Source organism: Laribacter hongkongensis DSM 14985 (genome assembly GCF_000423285.1).
In the GTDB taxonomy this organism is placed as follows: Bacteria; Pseudomonadota; Gammaproteobacteria; order Burkholderiales; family Aquaspirillaceae; genus Laribacter; species Laribacter hongkongensis.
On sequence record NZ_AUHR01000018.1, the window covers coordinates 37,729 to 53,454 of the forward strand.

Annotated in this window: 23 protein-coding genes and 2 pseudogenes; 23 read left to right on the forward strand and 2 right to left on the reverse strand. The window is 64.2% G+C overall.

The annotated features are described in order from the left end of the window. The first annotated feature begins 5 nt into the window (after positions 1–5). The 9 genes and pseudogenes from G542_RS0112580 (at position 6) to G542_RS0112615 (ending at position 3,245) form a co-directional block, all read left to right on the forward strand. Positions 6–203 carry a tail protein X gene (locus tag G542_RS0112580; protein WP_373279784.1) on the forward strand — a complete coding sequence of 66 codons (198 nt, stop codon included), beginning with the start codon at positions 6–8 and terminating at the stop codon, positions 201–203. A 6-nt stretch (positions 204–209) separates the two neighbouring features. Next, positions 210–578 (forward strand): phage holin family protein, encoded by a 369-nt coding sequence (locus G542_RS0112585; RefSeq protein ID WP_012698049.1) that lies wholly within the window; start codon positions 210–212, stop codon positions 576–578. After that, complete coding sequence (locus G542_RS16860; RefSeq protein WP_034985827.1) at positions 575–859, forward strand: phage holin family protein; 285 nt, start codon at positions 575–577, stop codon at positions 857–859. Before G542_RS0112585 ends, G542_RS16860 begins: the two co-directional genes overlap by 4 nt. Then, positions 847–1,650, forward strand: coding sequence for an N-acetylmuramidase domain-containing protein (locus G542_RS0112595; protein WP_027824290.1), 804 nt, complete (start codon positions 847–849; stop codon positions 1,648–1,650). Before G542_RS16860 ends, G542_RS0112595 begins: the two co-directional genes overlap by 13 nt. Continuing rightward, positions 1,647–2,030: pseudogene (locus G542_RS17615) on the forward strand (Rz-like lysis system protein LysB); the annotation flags it as partial. The gene G542_RS0112595 and the pseudogene G542_RS17615, both read left to right, overlap by 4 nt. After that, entirely contained in the window at positions 1,921–2,163 is a 243-nt protein-coding gene (gene lysC, locus G542_RS19655) for an Rz1-like lysis system protein LysC (RefSeq protein ID WP_373279785.1), read from the forward strand. The pseudogene G542_RS17615 and the gene lysC, both read left to right, overlap by 110 nt. Next, complete coding sequence (locus G542_RS0112605) at positions 2,160–2,366, forward strand: TraR/DksA family transcriptional regulator (protein WP_027824291.1); 207 nt, start codon at positions 2,160–2,162, stop codon at positions 2,364–2,366. Before lysC ends, G542_RS0112605 begins: the two co-directional genes overlap by 4 nt. Further along, positions 2,359–2,808: a phage tail protein gene (locus G542_RS0112610; RefSeq protein WP_027824292.1), complete on the forward strand. Its 450-nt coding sequence runs from the start codon at positions 2,359–2,361 to the stop codon at positions 2,806–2,808. Before G542_RS0112605 ends, G542_RS0112610 begins: the two co-directional genes overlap by 8 nt. Next, positions 2,805–3,245 carry a phage virion morphogenesis protein gene (locus tag G542_RS0112615; protein ID WP_027824293.1) on the forward strand — a complete coding sequence of 147 codons (441 nt, stop codon included), beginning with the start codon at positions 2,805–2,807 and terminating at the stop codon, positions 3,243–3,245. Before G542_RS0112610 ends, G542_RS0112615 begins: the two co-directional genes overlap by 4 nt. A gap of 72 nt (positions 3,246–3,317) precedes the next feature. Here the strand turns inward: G542_RS0112615 and G542_RS0112620 are convergent, their stop codons facing one another. Then, positions 3,318–4,445 carry a porin gene (locus G542_RS0112620; protein WP_027824294.1) on the reverse strand — a complete coding sequence of 376 codons (1,128 nt, stop codon included), beginning with the start codon at positions 4,443–4,445 and terminating at the stop codon, positions 3,318–3,320. A 193-nt stretch (positions 4,446–4,638) separates the two neighbouring features. Here G542_RS0112620 and G542_RS0112625 point away from each other — a divergent pair, with 193 nt between their 5' ends. From G542_RS0112625 to G542_RS0112650, 6 genes are read left to right on the forward strand one after another with little or no spacing between them, the layout of a single operon-like run. Beyond that, entirely contained in the window at positions 4,639–5,304 is a 666-nt protein-coding gene (locus G542_RS0112625) for a phage baseplate assembly protein V (protein WP_027824295.1), read from the forward strand. Further along, complete coding sequence (locus tag G542_RS0112630; protein ID WP_027824296.1) at positions 5,301–5,651, forward strand: GPW/gp25 family protein; 351 nt, start codon at positions 5,301–5,303, stop codon at positions 5,649–5,651. The genes G542_RS0112625 and G542_RS0112630 overlap by 4 nt, the downstream gene beginning before the upstream one ends. Further along, positions 5,648–6,562: a baseplate assembly protein gene (locus tag G542_RS0112635; protein ID WP_373279786.1), complete on the forward strand. Its 915-nt coding sequence runs from the start codon at positions 5,648–5,650 to the stop codon at positions 6,560–6,562. Before G542_RS0112630 ends, G542_RS0112635 begins: the two co-directional genes overlap by 4 nt. Then, the gene (locus G542_RS0112640) at positions 6,555–7,181 is read left to right on the forward strand and encodes a phage tail protein I (RefSeq protein WP_027824298.1); all 627 of its coding nucleotides are present in this window, start codon (positions 6,555–6,557) and stop codon (positions 7,179–7,181) included. The genes G542_RS0112635 and G542_RS0112640 overlap by 8 nt, the downstream gene beginning before the upstream one ends. Next, positions 7,181–8,719 carry a phage tail protein gene (locus tag G542_RS19305; RefSeq protein ID WP_051190055.1) on the forward strand — a complete coding sequence of 513 codons (1,539 nt, stop codon included), beginning with the start codon at positions 7,181–7,183 and terminating at the stop codon, positions 8,717–8,719. Before G542_RS0112640 ends, G542_RS19305 begins: the two co-directional genes overlap by 1 nt. A gap of 17 nt (positions 8,720–8,736) precedes the next feature. Beyond that, a complete protein-coding gene (locus tag G542_RS0112650; protein WP_027824299.1) occupies positions 8,737–9,276 on the forward strand; it encodes a DUF4376 domain-containing protein in 540 nt (179 codons plus the stop codon). Positions 9,277–9,352: 76 nt separating this feature from the next. On the opposite strand, the gene G542_RS0112655 is transcribed toward G542_RS0112650, so the two are convergent. After that, a complete protein-coding gene (locus G542_RS0112655) occupies positions 9,353–9,790 on the reverse strand; it encodes a hypothetical protein (protein WP_034985853.1) in 438 nt (145 codons plus the stop codon). Between the two features lie 4 nt (positions 9,791–9,794). Here G542_RS0112655 and G542_RS16875 point away from each other — a divergent pair, with 4 nt between their 5' ends. The 8 genes and pseudogenes from G542_RS16875 to G542_RS0112690 all read left to right on the forward strand — a co-directional run. Further along, entirely contained in the window at positions 9,795–10,115 is a 321-nt protein-coding gene (locus G542_RS16875; protein ID WP_034985829.1) for a hypothetical protein, read from the forward strand. Positions 10,116–10,169: 54 nt separating this feature from the next. After that, positions 10,170–11,345 (forward strand): phage tail sheath protein, encoded by a 1,176-nt coding sequence (locus G542_RS0112660; RefSeq protein WP_027824301.1) that lies wholly within the window; start codon positions 10,170–10,172, stop codon positions 11,343–11,345. A 13-nt stretch (positions 11,346–11,358) separates the two neighbouring features. Further along, entirely contained in the window at positions 11,359–11,868 is a 510-nt protein-coding gene (locus tag G542_RS0112665) for a phage major tail tube protein (RefSeq protein WP_027824302.1), read from the forward strand. Between the two features lie 14 nt (positions 11,869–11,882). After that, positions 11,883–12,176 (forward strand): phage tail assembly protein, encoded by a 294-nt coding sequence (locus G542_RS0112670; protein WP_027824303.1) that lies wholly within the window; start codon positions 11,883–11,885, stop codon positions 12,174–12,176. Positions 12,177–12,184: 8 nt separating this feature from the next. Then, positions 12,185–12,298: a GpE family phage tail protein gene (locus G542_RS18120; protein WP_012695880.1), complete on the forward strand. Its 114-nt coding sequence runs from the start codon at positions 12,185–12,187 to the stop codon at positions 12,296–12,298. Beyond that, positions 12,299–14,887, forward strand: coding sequence for a phage tail tape measure protein (locus G542_RS0112680; RefSeq protein WP_034985831.1), 2,589 nt, complete (start codon positions 12,299–12,301; stop codon positions 14,885–14,887). A gap of 4 nt (positions 14,888–14,891) precedes the next feature. Next, on the forward strand, positions 14,892–15,359 hold the full coding sequence (locus G542_RS0112685) for a phage tail protein (protein WP_012695878.1): 468 nt from the start codon (positions 14,892–14,894) through the stop codon (positions 15,357–15,359). Continuing rightward, positions 15,341–15,726 (forward strand): annotated as a pseudogene (locus tag G542_RS0112690) (phage late control D family protein); the annotation flags it as partial. The gene G542_RS0112685 and the pseudogene G542_RS0112690, both read left to right, overlap by 19 nt.

Sequence of the window (15,726 nt, forward strand, 5' to 3'; positions counted from 1 at the left end):
AGGTCATGACGCAACAGCACGACACCGTCGACGCCCTGGTCTGGCGGCATACCGGCCGCACGCAGGGCATGGTCGAAGCGGTGCTGGCCCTCAATCCGGGACTGGCCGACCACGGCCCCGTCCTGCCGGCCGGCCTCATGGTCGAACTGCCTGACGCGCCGGTGGCACCGCCGGCCCTTCACCTGATCCAACTCTGGGACTGAAACACCATGCTGGAACCGATCACCCCTTCAACTGCTTCGGCCAGCCTGCTGGCCGTCGCCCTCCTGACCCTGTTTCCGGGCATTGATGCCTCGGTGGTGCTGGGTGCCTTTGCCGGCTCGACGGTCTTTGTGCTCTCGAGCCGGGACCCCGGCCGCCTGAGCCGGGTGGGCTTCTTTGCTGCCAGCTTCCTGATCGGCCTCTTTGCCGCCGGGCCGGTGGCGGCGCTGATGAACACCCTGCTGCCGGCCACGGTCAACGACCACGTCGGCGCGCTGTTTGCCTCGGCACTGGCCGTGCGCCTGCTGCAATGGCTGATCGACATGGCGGCCGATCCGCTGGGCCTGCTGGCCCGCATCCGGGGAGGCCGGCAATGACCACCGTCCTGCTCTTCCTGCATGCCGTTGCCGGCCTGCTGATGGCGGCCTGCCTGACCCTGTTCCGGCGCCATGAACACCGCCACCGGCCGTGGATCAGCCTGCTGGCCTGGCTGACGGCCTGTGCCGCCGTTTCACTGCCGGTGCGCATCCTGTCCGGCCAGATCCGCGAGGTGGATGCCGGCTCGGTCCTGCTGCTGTGGGTGCTGCTGGTGGCCGTGGCGGTCCGTCGCGGCAATCTGGGCCAACTCTTCAACCGGAGGGGATCATGCAAATCCTGAAGCAAGGCAGTACCGGCAGTGCGGTCACCGTGCTGCAGCAGCAACTCAACCGGCTGGGCTTCGCACTGGAGCCGGACGGCTGGTTCGGAGAGGCAACCCGTGCCGCCGTCCGCGCTTTCCAGCGCCAGGCCGGCCTGCTGGATGACGGCAAGGTCGGGCCGGTCACCCGTGAGGCCCTGCAGGGCATCCTGCCGGTCCCGCGCCGGCTGAATGACGCCGACCTGCAGGCCGCCGCCGACGCGCTCGGCGTGGACCTGGCTGCCGTCAAGGCGGTGATCGAGGTCGAGAGCCGGGGCAGCGGCTTCGAGGCGACCGGCCACCCGGTCATCCTGTTCGAGCGCCATGTGTTCTACCGGCAGGCCAAGGCGGCCGGGCTGGATGCCGAGGCACTGGCCAGCCGCTATCCGAACCTGTGCAGCACCCGCCGGGGCGGCTATGCCGGTGGCCCGGCCGAGTGGAGCCGGTACCGGCATGCCGGCCGCCTGCATCCGGACTGCGCCGTCGAGGCGGCGAGCTGGGGTCTCTTCCAGATCATGGGCTTTCACTGGCAGGCACTGGGCTACCCGTCGGCCGCCGGCTTTGCCGGTGCGATGGCTGAAAGCAGCGCGCAGCAGCTGGATGCCTTCGTGCGCTTCATCCGGCTGGACCCGGCCCTGCTCAAGGCGCTCAAGGGCCACCAGTGGGCCGCTTTTGCCCGCCGCTACAACGGCCCGGCGTACCAGGACAACCTGTACGACGTGAAGCTGGCCCGCGCCCATGCCCGCTACGCCGCCGGCGAGGTGGCGGCATGAGCCGGGTGATACCCGCCCTGCTGCTCTACGGCGTGATGGCCGTGTGCCTGTTCTGGCTCGCCCGCGAGCGGGACGATCTGCAGGATCGGATCAGCAGCCTGCAGGTCAATGTCCGGACCCTGCAAGCCGACCGGGACCGGCTGGCCGGCCAGATCCGCCAGCACGACGAGGCCCGCCGGCAATTGCAGGTGGATCTGGCCCACGCCGAAACCCTTGCGGCCCGCCGGGCCGCCCGACTGAAAGACCTCGAACATGAACATGCCGACCTGCGTGCGTGGGCTGATACCCGCCTGCCTGCTGACCTTGGGCGCCTGCTCGAGCGTCCCGCCCTCGCCGGCGCCGGTGATTACCGTCAGTGGCTGTCCGGGCGTGACGCCGTGCCGGCTGCCGGACAGCCGGCCGCAGACGAACCGCGACCTGCTGAATGAACTTGCCCGCACCGAAGCGGCCTGGCATGCCTGTGCGGCCCAGGTCGACCTGATCCACCGCTGCCAGCAGGAGCTGAACCGATGACCGACCTGTACGACCGCGCCCAGCAACTCGAGGCCCGGCAGCGTGACGAGGCACTGGCCCGCCACGTCGCCCGCCAGCAGGCCGGCCCCGGCCTCAGTCACTGCGAGGACTGCGGCGAGCCGATCCTTGAAGCCCGCCGGCGCATCGTGCCGGGCTGCCGCCGCTGCCGGGATTGCCAGGAAGAGGCCGAGCGCCATGGATAAGCCCGCCCGCCTGCGTGCCGCCCTCAAGGCCGCCCTGCCGGAACTGGCCAACCGGCCGGATGCGTTGCAGCTGTTCGTGGAATCCGGCCAGCTCGCCGCCACCGCCGGCGCCTCGCTGTCGTGGGAATACCGCTACACGCTGGTGGTGCTGGTCACCGACTACACCGGCAGCCCTGACCCGGTCATGCTGACCCTGCTCACCTGGTTGCGACAGCATCAGCCGGAGCTGCTGCAGAACCGCGAGCGGCTGCAGGACGGCCTGCGGTTCGACGTCGACATCCTCAAACACGGCTGTGTCGACCTGCAGGTCAAACTCAAGCTGAGCGAACGGGTCATCGTCACGGTCGACCCGGAACAGCAGCGCCGCATCCTGAGCCACCCGCCCGAGCTGGTGCCGGTGCCGCCGGCCGCGTCTGATGACTGGCCGATGGTGCCGGCATGAGCCTCGCGGTACTGGAAAGCGAGCTGGCCGGCCTGTTGCAGCAGACCGGCCCGGCGGCCCGCCGGCAGCTCGCCCGCGAAATCGGGCGCGAGCTGCGCCGGTCACAGCAGAAACGCATCGCCGCGCAGCAGAATCCGGACGGCAGCCGCTTTGCGCCGAGGAAACCACAGCTGCGGCAGCGCCCCCCGGTGCGCCGGCAGATGTTCACCCGCCTGCGCACGGCCCGTTACCTGCAGCTCGAGACCACGCCGGAAGCCGTTGCCCTTGCCTTTGTGTCGTCGGTGGCCCGGATTGCGAAAGTCCACCAGTTCGGTGAAGAGGACGAAGTGCGGCCTGGCCTCACCGCCCGCTACCCGGCGCGCGAACTGCTCGGGCTGACAGAGGAAGACATCGGACGGATAGAGGCGGCGGTGCTCAGGCATCTGGCCGGGGCGTAAACCGGCGCCGTAGATGGCCTCATGCAAAAAGGCAGCCGAAGCTGCCTTGTGCGGATGGATGCGGGCTGAGTATCAGAAGCGGTGACTCAGTCCCAGCGACAGGGTGTGGCCTTTCAGGTGAGGCTTGTTTACCCGCGGATCATTGCCGGTCTTGACATAGCCGGCGGCCGCCTGAAGTTCGGTGCGTTTGGAGAGAGCATAGTCCACCCCCAGCACATACTGGTTGAAAGTCTGCCCTGAGAAGTCGCTATTTCCGCTGCCCTCTATCCACTGAGTGGGCTCCCAGCCGTGCTGATACTGGAAATGCGGCGTCCAGCGCCCGAGGGTATAGGCCAGATTGACCCCCATGGCCCGAGATCTGTTCTCGGAGGCCCGGCTCAGAAAACCCGAACCCGGATCGGTATAGGCATCACCGTCATGCCGCTGGGTGACATACGTCAGGGCGACCAGCCAGCCATTGGCTTCGTAACCCGCCTCTGCATAGTGAATCCTGGTCGTATAAGGCTGATCATCTCCCATAAGTATCGGGAAAGGCAGGCCGTTATTGGAGCGGGTATAGGCATATTGTCCGTAGAACCCGGCCCGGGCATAGCGCAGGCCGATCTCATACAGGCTTTCACGGTCTCCATGGACAGAGTGCTTCTCACCCGCTGCCGAATACATGACCCGCCCCGTCAGGCCGTTCCATTCCGGTGAGGTATACGCCAGCGCATTGGCAATGCGTGTCTGGGTGCTGGCGGCAGTCTGGAATGGGTACCTGCTGTCCATGTGTGACAACCCTATCCAGCCGGTAGCCTTCTGCGGATTCAGCCGCGAATACTTGTTCTGGAAGTTGCTCAGATAGCCTGCCTGGAGGGTGCCCCACGGGCCACTCAGGCCGACAAAAGTATCGCGAGAGGCAAACGTATTGACAGACCTTATGTGATACATGGTCCAGACATCGGCTGGTGTATCGCCATCCAGCGCAATGGCCTGTTCGACCTGCCAGATGGCTTTCAGCCCGTTACCGAGATTTTCCGTGCCCCGGAAGCCCAGATAGGAGTCATAGCTGTCCACTTTGGTGGTAGTGCCAGGATCGGCGTCAGAATAGGTGCTGCGGGTACTCTGGACGGCAGCGGTCAGTTTGCCGTAGATCTCCACCTCTGAGGCAAAGGCACTGGCAGGCAGGGCGGCAAGGGCAAGAATGAGGCTTTTTTTCATGAAAAGAACCGGATGGTTATGGATTAGGTATAAAACCGAGTCTATCAATTTGACGTTTATGCCCGGCCTTTTGTTACAAAAAAGTCATGCTCATGTGATTCCTGCCTGAACCTTCCGACCTTCAAGTCGGGCCAGCCATCACCCCGCCGCAAACCAGCTGACCCGCGCACGCAGGCCCGGCACGCTTGCGGCCATGGACATTGCAGAACTCAACCGCCGGCTGGCCAACCTGATCCGCCACGGCACCGTGACCGGGGTGCAGCACGCACCACCGCGCGTGCGCGTACAAACCGGAGGCAACACGACCGACTGGCTGCGCTATTGGGTGCCGCGCGCCGGCACCACCCGCGACTGGGACCCGCCGGTCGCGGGCGAGCAGTGCATCCTGCTGTGCCCGAGCGGCGAGCTGACCACCGCCTTTGTGCTGACCGGGCTCTACTCTGACGCATTTCCCCCTCCATCCGGCAGTCCTGACCTGTGCGTGCGCGTCTGGCCGGACGGTGCCCGCCTCACCTACAACCATGCCGCCGGCGCCCTGTCGGCCACCGGCATCAACACTGCACTGGTGCAGGCAGCGGACAAATGCACCGTTGACTGCCCGCTGACCGAGTTCACCGGTGACGTGCAGATCAGGGGCAACCTGACGGTGGACGGCGAGGCGCTGGTGAAATCGCTGCTCTCGTACATGGCCGGACTGTCCGGTCAGAACGGCGCGGGCGGGCAGACCGTCATCGAGGGCGACATCCGGCACCTCGGCACCCTGAGCAATACCGGCCGCATCGAATCCAACGGCGTTGGCGTAGACGATCACACTCATCCGGGCGACTCGGGCGGCACCACCGGGAAGCCGAACGCATGAAGTGGCAAGGCATGCACGCCGCCACCGGTCGGGCCGTTACCGACCGCGACCATGTGCGGCAATCCGTCCGTGACGTACTGCTGACGCCGGTCGGTTCACGCATTGCGCGCCGCGACTACGGCTCGGCCGTGGCCTCGATGATCGACTGGCCGGCCAATGCCCACCTGCGCATGCAGCTGATGGCCGCCGCGCACATGGCCCTGACCCGGCACGAACCCCGCATCCGCATCACGGCAGTCAGCTTCAGCCAGGACGAACAGCACGGCCGCTGGACCTGTGACCTGTCGGTCGAGTACCTGACCGGCCCGCTGGCCGGCACCGCCGATACCGTGAGGACCGCCCTGTGACCCGCAGCCTGATCGATCTGTCGATGCTGCCGCCACCGGACGTGGTGGAAGCAGTCGACCTTGAAACCCTGCTGGACCGGCGCAAGGCTGCCCTGCTGGCCAGCCTGCCAGAGGACATGCGCGAGAGCGTGGCCAATACGCTCTCGCTCGAATCCGAGCCGCTGACCAAGCTGCTCGAGGAGAACGCCTACCGCGAACTGCTGCTGCGCCAACGCATCAACGAAGCCGCCAGAGCCGTGATGCTGCCATATGCCGGGGGCGCTGATCTTGAGCAGCTCGCTGCCAATGTCAATGTCGCACGCCTGCTGATCGATCCGGGCAAGCCCGACGCCTGGCCGCCGGTACCACCAGCACGGGAGACCGACGACAGCCTGCGCACCCGTGCCCAGATGGCGTTCGAGGGATTGTCGGTGGCCGGACCACGGGCAGCCTATGTCTGGCATGCCTTGTCGGCCGATGGCCGGGTGGCCGACGTGGACGTACACAGCCCGGATCCGTGCGAGGTAGTGGTGACCGTACTGGCCCAGGCCGGAAACGGTGCCGCCGGCGAGGACCTGCTGGCGATCGTCAGGACGGCGCTCAGTGCCGAGACCGTGCGCCCGATCGGTGACCGGCTGACCGTACAGGGTGCCACCATCGTGGACTACCGGATCGACGCCACCCTGCTGCTGGAATCCGGCCCGGAAAGCGAACCGGTCATCAAGGCTGCCCGCCAGCAGGCCGAAGCCTACGCCCGCCGCCAGCGGCGCATCGGACGGGACATTGACCGCTCGGCCCTGTTTGCCGCCCTTCATGTCGAGGGTGTGAAGCGGGTCGAGCTGCGGCAGCCGGCTGCCGACATGCGGCTGGAACGCCACCAGGCCGGGCACTGCACGGCCATCGAACTGGGCACGGGGACGGAAGATGCCTGACTCGCTGCTGCCCCCCAATGCCAGCCGCCTTGAACATGCCGTGGCCGGCACGCTGGCGGTCGCAATGGTACTGCCGGTCCCGCTGCGCGACCTGTGGAGTCCGGACCGCTGCCCGGAACCGCTGCTGCCGTACCTCGCCTGGGCGTGGTCGGTGGACCGCTGGGACAGCCGCTGGCCCGTGGCCACCCGCCGCAAGGTGGTAGCCGATGCCTTCGCCGTCCACCAGCGCAAAGGCACCATTGATGCCGTGCGCCGGGTGGTCGAGCCGTTCGGCTACCTGATCGAGGTGATCGAATGGTGGCAGGAACAGCCACCGGGCCGCCGGGGCACCTTCCGCCTCAAGATCGGCGTGCAGGATGCCGGCATCAGCGAAGCCACCTTCCGCGAGCTGGAACGCCTGATCGATGACGCCAGACCGGTATCGCGCCACCTCACCGGACTGGCCGTCAGCCTGGCCTGCCACGGAAACATCCACGTGGCGGCATCCGGTTTCGGTGGCGACGTCACGACCGTTTATCCCTACATGCCGGATGCCGTCACGACCATCGGCCAACCCGGTGCCGGCGCCGGCCTCCACCTGATCGACACCCTCACCCTTTCACTGCAGGAGAGCACCTGATGCCTGCCACCTATTACTGCCTGCTGACCCGTATCGGGGAAGCCAAACTGGCCAAGGCCACCGCACTCGGCACCCGGCTGGCCATCACCCATCTGGCCGTCGGGGACGGCGGCGGCTCGGTACCACAGCCGGAGCCGGACCAGACCGCATTGAAGCACGAAGTCCGCCGCGGCCTTGTCAACGAACTGAAGGTCGATCCGCTCAACGCGAACCAGATCATCATCGAGCAGGTGATTCCGGAAGAGGCGGGAGGCTGGTGGATCAGGGAGGTGGGAGCCTTTGACGCGGACGGCGACCTGATCGCAGTCGGCAACTGCCCGGAGTCCTACAAGCCGGTGCTCGCAGAAGGAAGTGGACGTACACAGATCATCCGGATGGTGCTGATCGTCAGCTCGACCGATGCCGTCACCCTGAAAATCGACCCGTCGGTGGTACTGGCAACAAAACAGCATGTCACCGAAACCGTGGCCAAAGCCGTCAGCGACCACCTGAAGCAACCTGATCCGCACCCGCAGTACGCGACGGACGAGGCCCTGACGCAAGGACTGGCCAGCAAGCTCGGCAAGACCGAAACGGCCGCAGACTCGGCAAAACTGGAGGGTCACCCGGCCAGTTATTTTGCCAAGGCAGATGATCTGGCAAAAGTCGGCGGCGACCCGCTGCTGTGGCCACGTACCTCACCATCCCGCACCCACATTCAGGCCGGCTATGCGCCGCTCGACGGACAAGAGCTGAGCCGTGCGCTGTATCCGGATGCTTGGGCCGCTATTCAGGCCGGGGCCGTGCCAGTCGTGACCGAAGCCGAATGGCAAGCTGACCCGCTCAAGCGGGGTGCATGGACATATGGCAACGGTACAACCACGTTCCGCATGCCGGACTGGAACGGCAAGTCGGCAGGCTCGAAAGGGGCGGTGTTTGTCCGGGGTGACGGGGTGCTGTCGGCAGGAACGCCGGGGCTGATGCAACCAGATGAGATTCGGAGTCATGCGCACACGATTCCTTACTCAAACCTACAGTTTCCGGTTGCATCATCCAGCGGCACAACGCTTGCTTACGGCTCTGGATCTACAAACACATCAACCACTGGCGGAGCAGAAACCCGCCCGCTTAATGTAACGGGCGTATGGGTCTGCCGTCTTTTCGGCGCAGTGACAAATCCGGGGTCTGCTGATGCCGCCCAACTGGCGACCGAAGTTGCCCGGCTGTGGGCGCAAAAAGTCGAGCTGGCGTCGTTTACCGGGTCAAACCAGCTTCTGGCCGGGAATGGATACCAGAAGCTTCCCGGAGGATTGATCATACAGTGGGGAACAATTTCAGGTATTGCATACAACGCTACTGCCCAGTCATTCACCTTTCCGATTGTATTTCCCGTCGCATGCCTTGGGGTTGTTTCAAAGGGATGGGCATCAGTCGGTACCGCGATGTTTGCTGACATAAACATTCACGGGTTCGGGCCCGCGGGTGTGTCTAATTATCAAGCCAGTTGCAACAACGGCAGCGGAACCATAAACACCCGCTGGATTGCGTTCGGATACTGAGATACTGAGGGGATTCCATGTTTTACTCAAGATTCGCCGGCGGCTTTTACACCCGTGAAATCCATGGCAATGGCGTTCCGGATGATGCAGTCGAAATCACCGCCGAACAGCATGCCGCACTGTTGGCAGGCCAATCAGCCGGCAGGATTATCACCGCAGATGAGCATGGCCATCCCGTTCTCGCCGATCCGCCGACCATTTCTCTCGACGCCCTGCGCGACCGTGCGCTGGACCATCTCCCGGCATGGGAAAAATCCGAGCGCGCAGCCGGAATCGAACACGCTGGCCAGCGCTGGCTGACGACATCGGCAGCATTGCAGGACATCCGCGACGTGTTGCTGGCCGGAGCGGTGCCGGGTGAGCAGTGGGTGACGGCAGACCGCCAGATCGTGCCGATGACTTTTGTTGGCCTGCAATCGCTGTGGCAGGCCATCACGGCGCGTGGGGCAGCCATCTACCAGCACCGGCTGGAAATGGAGCGACAGATTGCCGGGATGGACCGCGAGCAGCTGGAAGCTTTCCAGCCCGGCTGGCCAGCACCAGAACCGGCGCCATGAAATGGAACATGGCCCGATAACGGGCCATGTGAGGAGAGCGCGATGCACCGGGCGTGGTGTATCGCGCAACGTCATGTTAACTGAATGCCGCTCCCATCAGCATGGCCCCTTTGGCCAATGCCGTTTTAACGCCTTCTTTCAGGAGATCGGTTGCTCCGGTTCTGGCGGCATCCACCAGTTGGTCACCGATGGTGTCTTTTCCGCTCAGGCTGTCAGGGATGGACTTCAGCACTTCCAGCCCTTTGGGTGAAAGTACGACCTCCCAAAAGCTGGCTGTTAAAGATTCGTGGCTTTCATACCGGATGTAGCCAGCTTCTTGTAGCCAGATCACACAGGCAGCCCAGAACTCTGCTTCATCACTGGCAACGTCATATCCCCTGACTTTGCTGTACTGCGTCGCAGGCGAAACAAAATTTCCAGCCGCCAAAAAAACAGGGACAGGAAAGTTCTGGTACAGGGTGCTGAACAATTGCGCGGTGATTTCATCAAATCGTTCAATGTTTGAAGAGGGCATAAGCATGAACTCCGGAATGAACAGGGAAGAAAGAGACCAAGCCATAACCGGCATCGTCCAGACTATCGGGGGATTCATCCGCCGGGACTTTGACCACCTCACCGCAAAACGCTACTGGGATCATGTCATCGCCAGTACGCCGCCGGACATCCTGACCGAGGCACTGATCCGGGCCTTGTGTTCGGGAGCCTATCAGGAGCGCTGCCGTCCGGCATGCCGGGCAATAGCCGCAAACACGCCGGAAATCGTCATCCGGATCGTGAATGACACCCCTCATTCAAGGGTTTCAGTCGGGCCAGCCACCACCCCGCCGCAAAGCGCATGACCCGCGCGCGGGCTGGCGGCAATCTGCGGAGATACGTTATCTCCGGAGTTTGGTATGGCCCAGTCCGATTACCACCACGGCGTCCGCGTCCTCGAAATCAACGAAGGCACCCGCACCATCCGCACAGCCAGCTCGGCGGTGATCGGACTGGTGGCAGTGGCCGACGATGCCGACGCCGTTACTTTTCCCCTCGACAAGCCGGTCCTGATTACCGACATCGATGCCGCCATCGGCAAGGCCGGCAGCAAGGACACGCTGGCCGCCAGCCTGGATGCCATCGCCGACCAGTGCAAACCCGTCGTGGTGGTCGTGCGCGTGGCCAAGGGCGAGTCTGACGAAGCCACCACGTCCAACCTTATCGGCACCACCAATGCCCAAGGGCGGCTGACAGGCATGAAAGCACTGCTGACCGCCAACAACACCCTGAAGGTCAAACCGCGCATCCTCGGTGTACCCGGCCTCGACAGCCTGCCGGTGGCCACCGAACTCGCGGCCATTGCCCAGCAGCTGCGAGGCTTTGCCTACCTGTCGGCCTACGAGTGCGACAACAAGGAAGCGGCCGTCGCCTACCGCGAGAATTTCAGCCAGCGCGAGGCGATGGTCATGTGGCCGGACTTCATCAGCTGGGACACGGTTGCCAACAAGGAAGCCACCGCCTTTGCCACGGCCAGGGCACTCGGTCTGCGCGCGAAGATCGACCAGGACACCGGCTGGCACAAGACGCTCTCAAACGTCGGCGTCAACGGCGTGCTGGGCATGAGCCGTGACGTGACGTGGGACCTGCAAGACCCCGACACCGATGCCGGCTATCTCAACAAAAACGACATCACCACGCTGGTGCAGTGCGATGGCTACCGCTACTGGGGCAGCCGCACCTGTTCTGACGACCCCCTGTTCCAGTTCGAGAATTACACCCGCACCGCGCAGATCATCGCCGACACAATGGCAGAGGCGCACATGTGGGCAGTCGACAAGCCGCTGCACCCGACGCTGGCCCGCGACATTGTCGAAGGGCTGCTGGCCAAGGGCCGTGCATGGGTCAATGCCGGCTACCTCATGGGCTTCAATGCCTGGATCGATGACGCTGCCAACAGCAAGGACACGCTCAAGGCCGGCAAGCTGACCATCGACTACGACTACACCCCGGTCCCGCCGCTCGAGGACCTGACCTTCCGCCAGCGCATCACCGACCGCTACCTGATGAACTTCGCCGGCCAGACCGGCCTGTAAAGGGGGACCACTCATGGCACTGCCACGCAAGCTCAAATTCTTCAGCGTGTTCCATAACGGTGACCAGTTCCTTGGCGAAGCCACCGAACTGACCCTGCCCAAACTGGCGGTCAAGACCGAAGCCTATCGGGGTGGCGGCATGGTGGCCGAAGTCGACATCGACCTCGGTCTGGAAAAGCTCGAACTGGAACACAGCTACGGCGGACTGATGTACGACATCTTCAAGGACTTCGGCATCACGCAAATGGACGGCACCCTGCTGCGCTTCATGGGCAGCTACCAGCGCGAGGACACCGGCGAAGTCGACGCCGTGGAAATCACCGTCCGTGGCCGCCACGTCGAAATCGATCCCGGTAGCGCCAAGGCCGGTGACGACACCGAATTCAAGGTCAAGACCAACATCGCCTACTACAAGCTGACCGTCAACGGCAGCACCCTGTTCGAGGTCGACACCCTCAACCAGATTTACACCGTCAACGGTGTCGATCGCCTCGCAGCCCACCGCGCCGCCATCGGCCGCTAACCAGGAGTCCAGCCATGACCAGCAAGACCCTCACTCTCGACACCCCGATCAAGCGCGGTGACACCCTGATCGACAGCCTGACCCTGCGCAAGCCGGGTGCCGGCGAACTGCGCGGCTGCGCCATTTCCGATCTGGCCCGCATGGACGTCGCCACCCTCGTGCGGGTCATCCCGCGCATCAGCACCCCGTCGCTGACCGAGCACGAAGTCAGCAGCATGGATCTGGCTGACCTCACGGAACTCGCCAGCGAGGTCGCCGGTTTTTTGCTGAAGAAAGCCGAGCGGGCCTCGCTCTCCCCGGGCGAGTAGAAGACGCCATGGCCGATCTGGCCGTGACGTTTCACTGGCGGCCGTCCGACATGGACGGCATGTCCCTGTCCGAACTGGCGGCATGGCGCGAACGCGCACGGGTACGTACCGAGGTGGAGTAAATGGCCCTGTCCAAAAACCTGCGGCTGGAAGTCATCCTTGCCGCCACCGACAAACTGACCGGCCCGCTCAAAAAGGCCATGGCCGGCAGCAAGGGGCTGGCTGCGGCCGTTCGCGCATCGCAGACCGGACTCAAGGAGCTGCAAGGCCAGCAGCAGCGCCTGACCGCCTTCCGTGATCTCAGCCGCGAAACAAAGGACACCGCCCTCAAGCTCAAGGCTGCCCGCCAGACTCTGGCCGGGCTGCAACAGCAGATGGCCAGCGCCGGGACGGTCACCAGCAGCATGACCCGCAAGCTGGCCACGGCCCAGGCCGCGGTCAGCAAACTCTCGTCCGCGCACAAGATGCAGCTGGCCACCCTGCGTCACAACCGGACCGAACTGGAAGCGCAGGGGCTGAGCGTGAGCAAGCTGGCCAGCCACGAACAGCGCCTCGGCCGGCAGATCGACACCACCAGCCAGGCACTGGCCCGCCAGTCCGAACAGCTCAAGCGGGTCAGTGACCGGCAAAAGGCGCTGCATGCCGCCAAAGGCCGCTACGACAAGACCCTTGCCGTACGCGACAAGGTGGCCGGGGCCGGTGTGGCAACCGGTGCCGCAGGAGGGGGCATGCTGCTGGCAGGACAGCGGCTGGTCCAGCCCGGTGTCGAATTTGATACCCAGATGTCCAAAGTGCAGGCATTGGCCAGACTCGATAAAAACGGTGATGCCATGCATAAGCTACGGCAACAGGCCCGTGAGCTGGGGGCCAGTACTTCGTTCTCGGCCAACCAGGTCGGGCAGGGGCAAGGATTTCTGGCCATGGCCGGTTTTACGCCGGATGCTATCCGGGCAGCCATGCCGGGCATGCTGGACGTGGCCAAAGCAGCAGGCATGGAAGAACTGGGCGAGGTTTCAGATATCAGTTCCAACATCCTGACCGGATTCAACCTGAAGGCTGGAGAAATGACCCGTGTAGGGGATGTGCTGACTGCCACGTTTACCCGTTCAAACACCGACCTTCGCATGCTGGGTGAGACCATGAAATATGTCGGGCCTGTGGCAGCCGCCATGGGAACGCAGATCGAGGTGGCCTCGGCCATGGCAGGCAAGCTCGGGGATGCCGGTATTCAGGGCAGTATGGCCGGCACGGCGATGCGGGCCATACTCGGCAGGCTTGCCGCTCCTCCCAAAGCCGCAGCGCTGGCCATGAAAGAGCTGGGGATCAAGAGTAAAGATGCAAAAGGCAACCTGCGGCCGGTAGTCGACATCCTGAGCGAGTTACACCAGAAAACCAGCAAACTCGGCAATACAGCTCGTGCCGATTACTTCAAGGCCATTGCCGGAGAAGAGGCTTTCGCCGGACTGGAAGTGCTGGTCAAGAATGCAGGCAGCGGGGAGCTGCAAGCGCTGATTGGCCAGTTGCAACAAGCCAACGGTACCGCGGCCAAGGTAGCCAAAACCATGGGGGACAACCTGACCGGAGACATCAGCAATCTCAAGTCAGCATGGGAAGACGTCGGCATCGAGATTTTTGACAGCGGCAACAGTGGTCTGCGTGCGGTAACCCAAGGAATGACAGACATGATCAGGAAAACCGGGAACTGGATCAAGGCCAACCCGGAGCTGGTCTCTACGCTCATCAAGGTGCTGGCTGTCGTAGCCGTGATCGTTACGACAATCGGCGGGCTTTCCATGGCGCTTGCTGCCGTGATCGGCCCCATGGCACTGGTCAAGCTGAGCATGTCCACACTCGGTATCAAACTCGCCAGCGGCATCGGCATCCTTGGCCGCCTGGGCAGTGCCATCCGTTTTTGTGGCGGTCTGCTGAAGGGCTTTTTCACCCTGCTGCGAGCCAACCCGTTTTTTGCACTTGCCACGTTCCTCGCCGGCTTCGTCACGCACTTCATCACCCACTGGGGCCGCCTCCGGCAAATGTGGACCCAGGGCGACTGGCGGGGGATTGGCATTTTTATCCTGCAAGGGCTGGAAGCCGGTCTGAATGCGATGACGATGGGGCTCTACGGCACCCTCAAGCGCATCATCAGCGGTGTCATCAGCCTCGTCATGAATATCCTTGGAATCAACAGTCCCAGCCGCGTGTTTGCGCAGATTGGCGAATTCCTGATGGCCGGCCTCGTCAATGGCATCACCAGCGGCCTTGCCAACGTCAAAAACGCGATCATCCACGCCGGCGAAGCCACGATAGGCTGGTTCAAGCAGAAGCTCGGCATCCACTCGCCAAGTCGCGTATTTGCTGCCTTGGGCGGCTTCACCATGGCCGGCCTTGCTCAGGGTCTGGAACAAGGGCAGGCCGGCCCGCTGGGGGCCGTGCAAAGCCTCGCCGGCAAGCTGACCGCCATCGGCGCCGGGGTGCTGGTCGGCGGTGGACTGGCGCAGGCTGACGCCATCCGCATCGACAACCGGCCACCGGTGGCCATGGCCGCACCGGCAGCATCGGGCAGCGGCGCCATCGTCCAGCAGGTGTTCAACATCTACGCCGCGCCAGGCATGGACGAACGCACCCTGGCGGCCATGGTACGGCGTGAGGTCGAGGCGGCAGCACGGGCACAGGCCGCGCGCGGACGCTCGAGCCTCAAGGACCGGGAGTAAGCGCATGATCATGCCCGTCATGATGGCCCTGGGCCTGTTCGTCTTTACCCTCGACACCCTGCCGTATCAGGACCTCAAGCAGAAGCTCGGCTGGCGGTACCCGACCACCAGCCGCGTCGGCCGCCGACCGGCCCGGCAGTACACGGGGCCGGACGATGAAACCATCACGCTGACCGGCGTGCTGCTGCCCGAGCTGACCGGAGGAGACAAGTCGCTGGACATGCTGCGCAGCATGGCGGACCAGGCCAGGGCATGGCCGCTGATCGACGGGGCAGACGGCAAGGTCCACGGCCTGTTTGTCGTTACCGGTCTGGAAACCAGCCGGACCCTGTTCTTTCAGGACGGTGCCGCCCGCCGCATCGAGTTCACCGTCAGTCTGGCCCGGGTCGAGGACGATGCCGCCGACCGGTTGGCAAAGCTCGGCAATCTCTCAGAGCAGCTGCTGAACATGGCATGGGAGGCCATGCCGTGATCGATGCCCTGCTCAACACGCAGACGGGCCTCGACATGCAGACGCTGGCCAGCCAGGCGCTGCACGGCCAGCCGGTATTGCAGCCGGACTACCGCATCACCATCGAGGACAAGGACGGCAACAGCACCGACCTGACGCCGGTGTTTGCCGGCCGGCTGGTCTCGCTCACACTGACCGACAACCGCAGCCTCGAGGCCGACATGCTGGACCTGTCACTGGATGACAGCGACGGCCTGCTGGACATCCCCAACCGGGGTGCCCGCCTGCGTGTGGCCATCGGCTGGAAGGGGCAGCCCCTGGTGGACAAGGGCGTATACACCGTCGACGAGGTTGAGCACAGCGGCAGCCCGGACACCCTGTCCATCCG

Bases quoted from the DNA above. Each gene is read 5' to 3' on its own strand.
- G542_RS0112580 (WP_373279784.1), top strand. From the start codon at position 6: ATGACGCAACAGCACGACACCGTCGACGCCCTGGTCTGGCGGCATACC.
- G542_RS0112585 (WP_012698049.1), top strand. From the start codon at position 210: ATGCTGGAACCGATCACCCCTTCAACTGCTTCGGCCAGCCTGCTGGCC.
- G542_RS16860 (WP_034985827.1), top strand. From the start codon at position 575: ATGACCACCGTCCTGCTCTTCCTGCATGCCGTTGCCGGCCTGCTGATG.
- G542_RS0112595 (WP_027824290.1), top strand. From the start codon at position 847: ATGCAAATCCTGAAGCAAGGCAGTACCGGCAGTGCGGTCACCGTGCTG.
- G542_RS0112605 (WP_027824291.1), top strand. From the start codon at position 2,160: ATGACCGACCTGTACGACCGCGCCCAGCAACTCGAGGCCCGGCAGCGT.
- G542_RS0112610 (WP_027824292.1), top strand. From the start codon at position 2,359: ATGGATAAGCCCGCCCGCCTGCGTGCCGCCCTCAAGGCCGCCCTGCCG.
- G542_RS0112615 (WP_027824293.1), top strand. From the start codon at position 2,805: ATGAGCCTCGCGGTACTGGAAAGCGAGCTGGCCGGCCTGTTGCAGCAG.
- G542_RS0112620 (WP_027824294.1), bottom strand. From the start codon at position 4,445: ATGAAAAAAAGCCTCATTCTTGCCCTTGCCGCCCTGCCTGCCAGTGCC.
- G542_RS0112625 (WP_027824295.1), top strand. From the start codon at position 4,639: ATGGACATTGCAGAACTCAACCGCCGGCTGGCCAACCTGATCCGCCAC.
- G542_RS0112630 (WP_027824296.1), top strand. From the start codon at position 5,301: ATGAAGTGGCAAGGCATGCACGCCGCCACCGGTCGGGCCGTTACCGAC.
- G542_RS0112640 (WP_027824298.1), top strand. From the start codon at position 6,555: ATGCCTGACTCGCTGCTGCCCCCCAATGCCAGCCGCCTTGAACATGCC.
- G542_RS19305 (WP_051190055.1), top strand. From the start codon at position 7,181: ATGCCTGCCACCTATTACTGCCTGCTGACCCGTATCGGGGAAGCCAAA.
- G542_RS0112650 (WP_027824299.1), top strand. From the start codon at position 8,737: ATGTTTTACTCAAGATTCGCCGGCGGCTTTTACACCCGTGAAATCCAT.
- G542_RS0112655 (WP_034985853.1), bottom strand. From the start codon at position 9,790: ATGCCCTCTTCAAACATTGAACGATTTGATGAAATCACCGCGCAATTG.
- G542_RS16875 (WP_034985829.1), top strand. From the start codon at position 9,795: ATGAACTCCGGAATGAACAGGGAAGAAAGAGACCAAGCCATAACCGGC.
- G542_RS0112660 (WP_027824301.1), top strand. From the start codon at position 10,170: ATGGCCCAGTCCGATTACCACCACGGCGTCCGCGTCCTCGAAATCAAC.
- G542_RS0112665 (WP_027824302.1), top strand. From the start codon at position 11,359: ATGGCACTGCCACGCAAGCTCAAATTCTTCAGCGTGTTCCATAACGGT.
- G542_RS0112670 (WP_027824303.1), top strand. From the start codon at position 11,883: ATGACCAGCAAGACCCTCACTCTCGACACCCCGATCAAGCGCGGTGAC.
- G542_RS18120 (WP_012695880.1), top strand. From the start codon at position 12,185: ATGGCCGATCTGGCCGTGACGTTTCACTGGCGGCCGTCCGACATGGAC.
- G542_RS0112680 (WP_034985831.1), top strand. From the start codon at position 12,299: ATGGCCCTGTCCAAAAACCTGCGGCTGGAAGTCATCCTTGCCGCCACC.
- G542_RS0112685 (WP_012695878.1), top strand. From the start codon at position 14,892: ATGATCATGCCCGTCATGATGGCCCTGGGCCTGTTCGTCTTTACCCTC.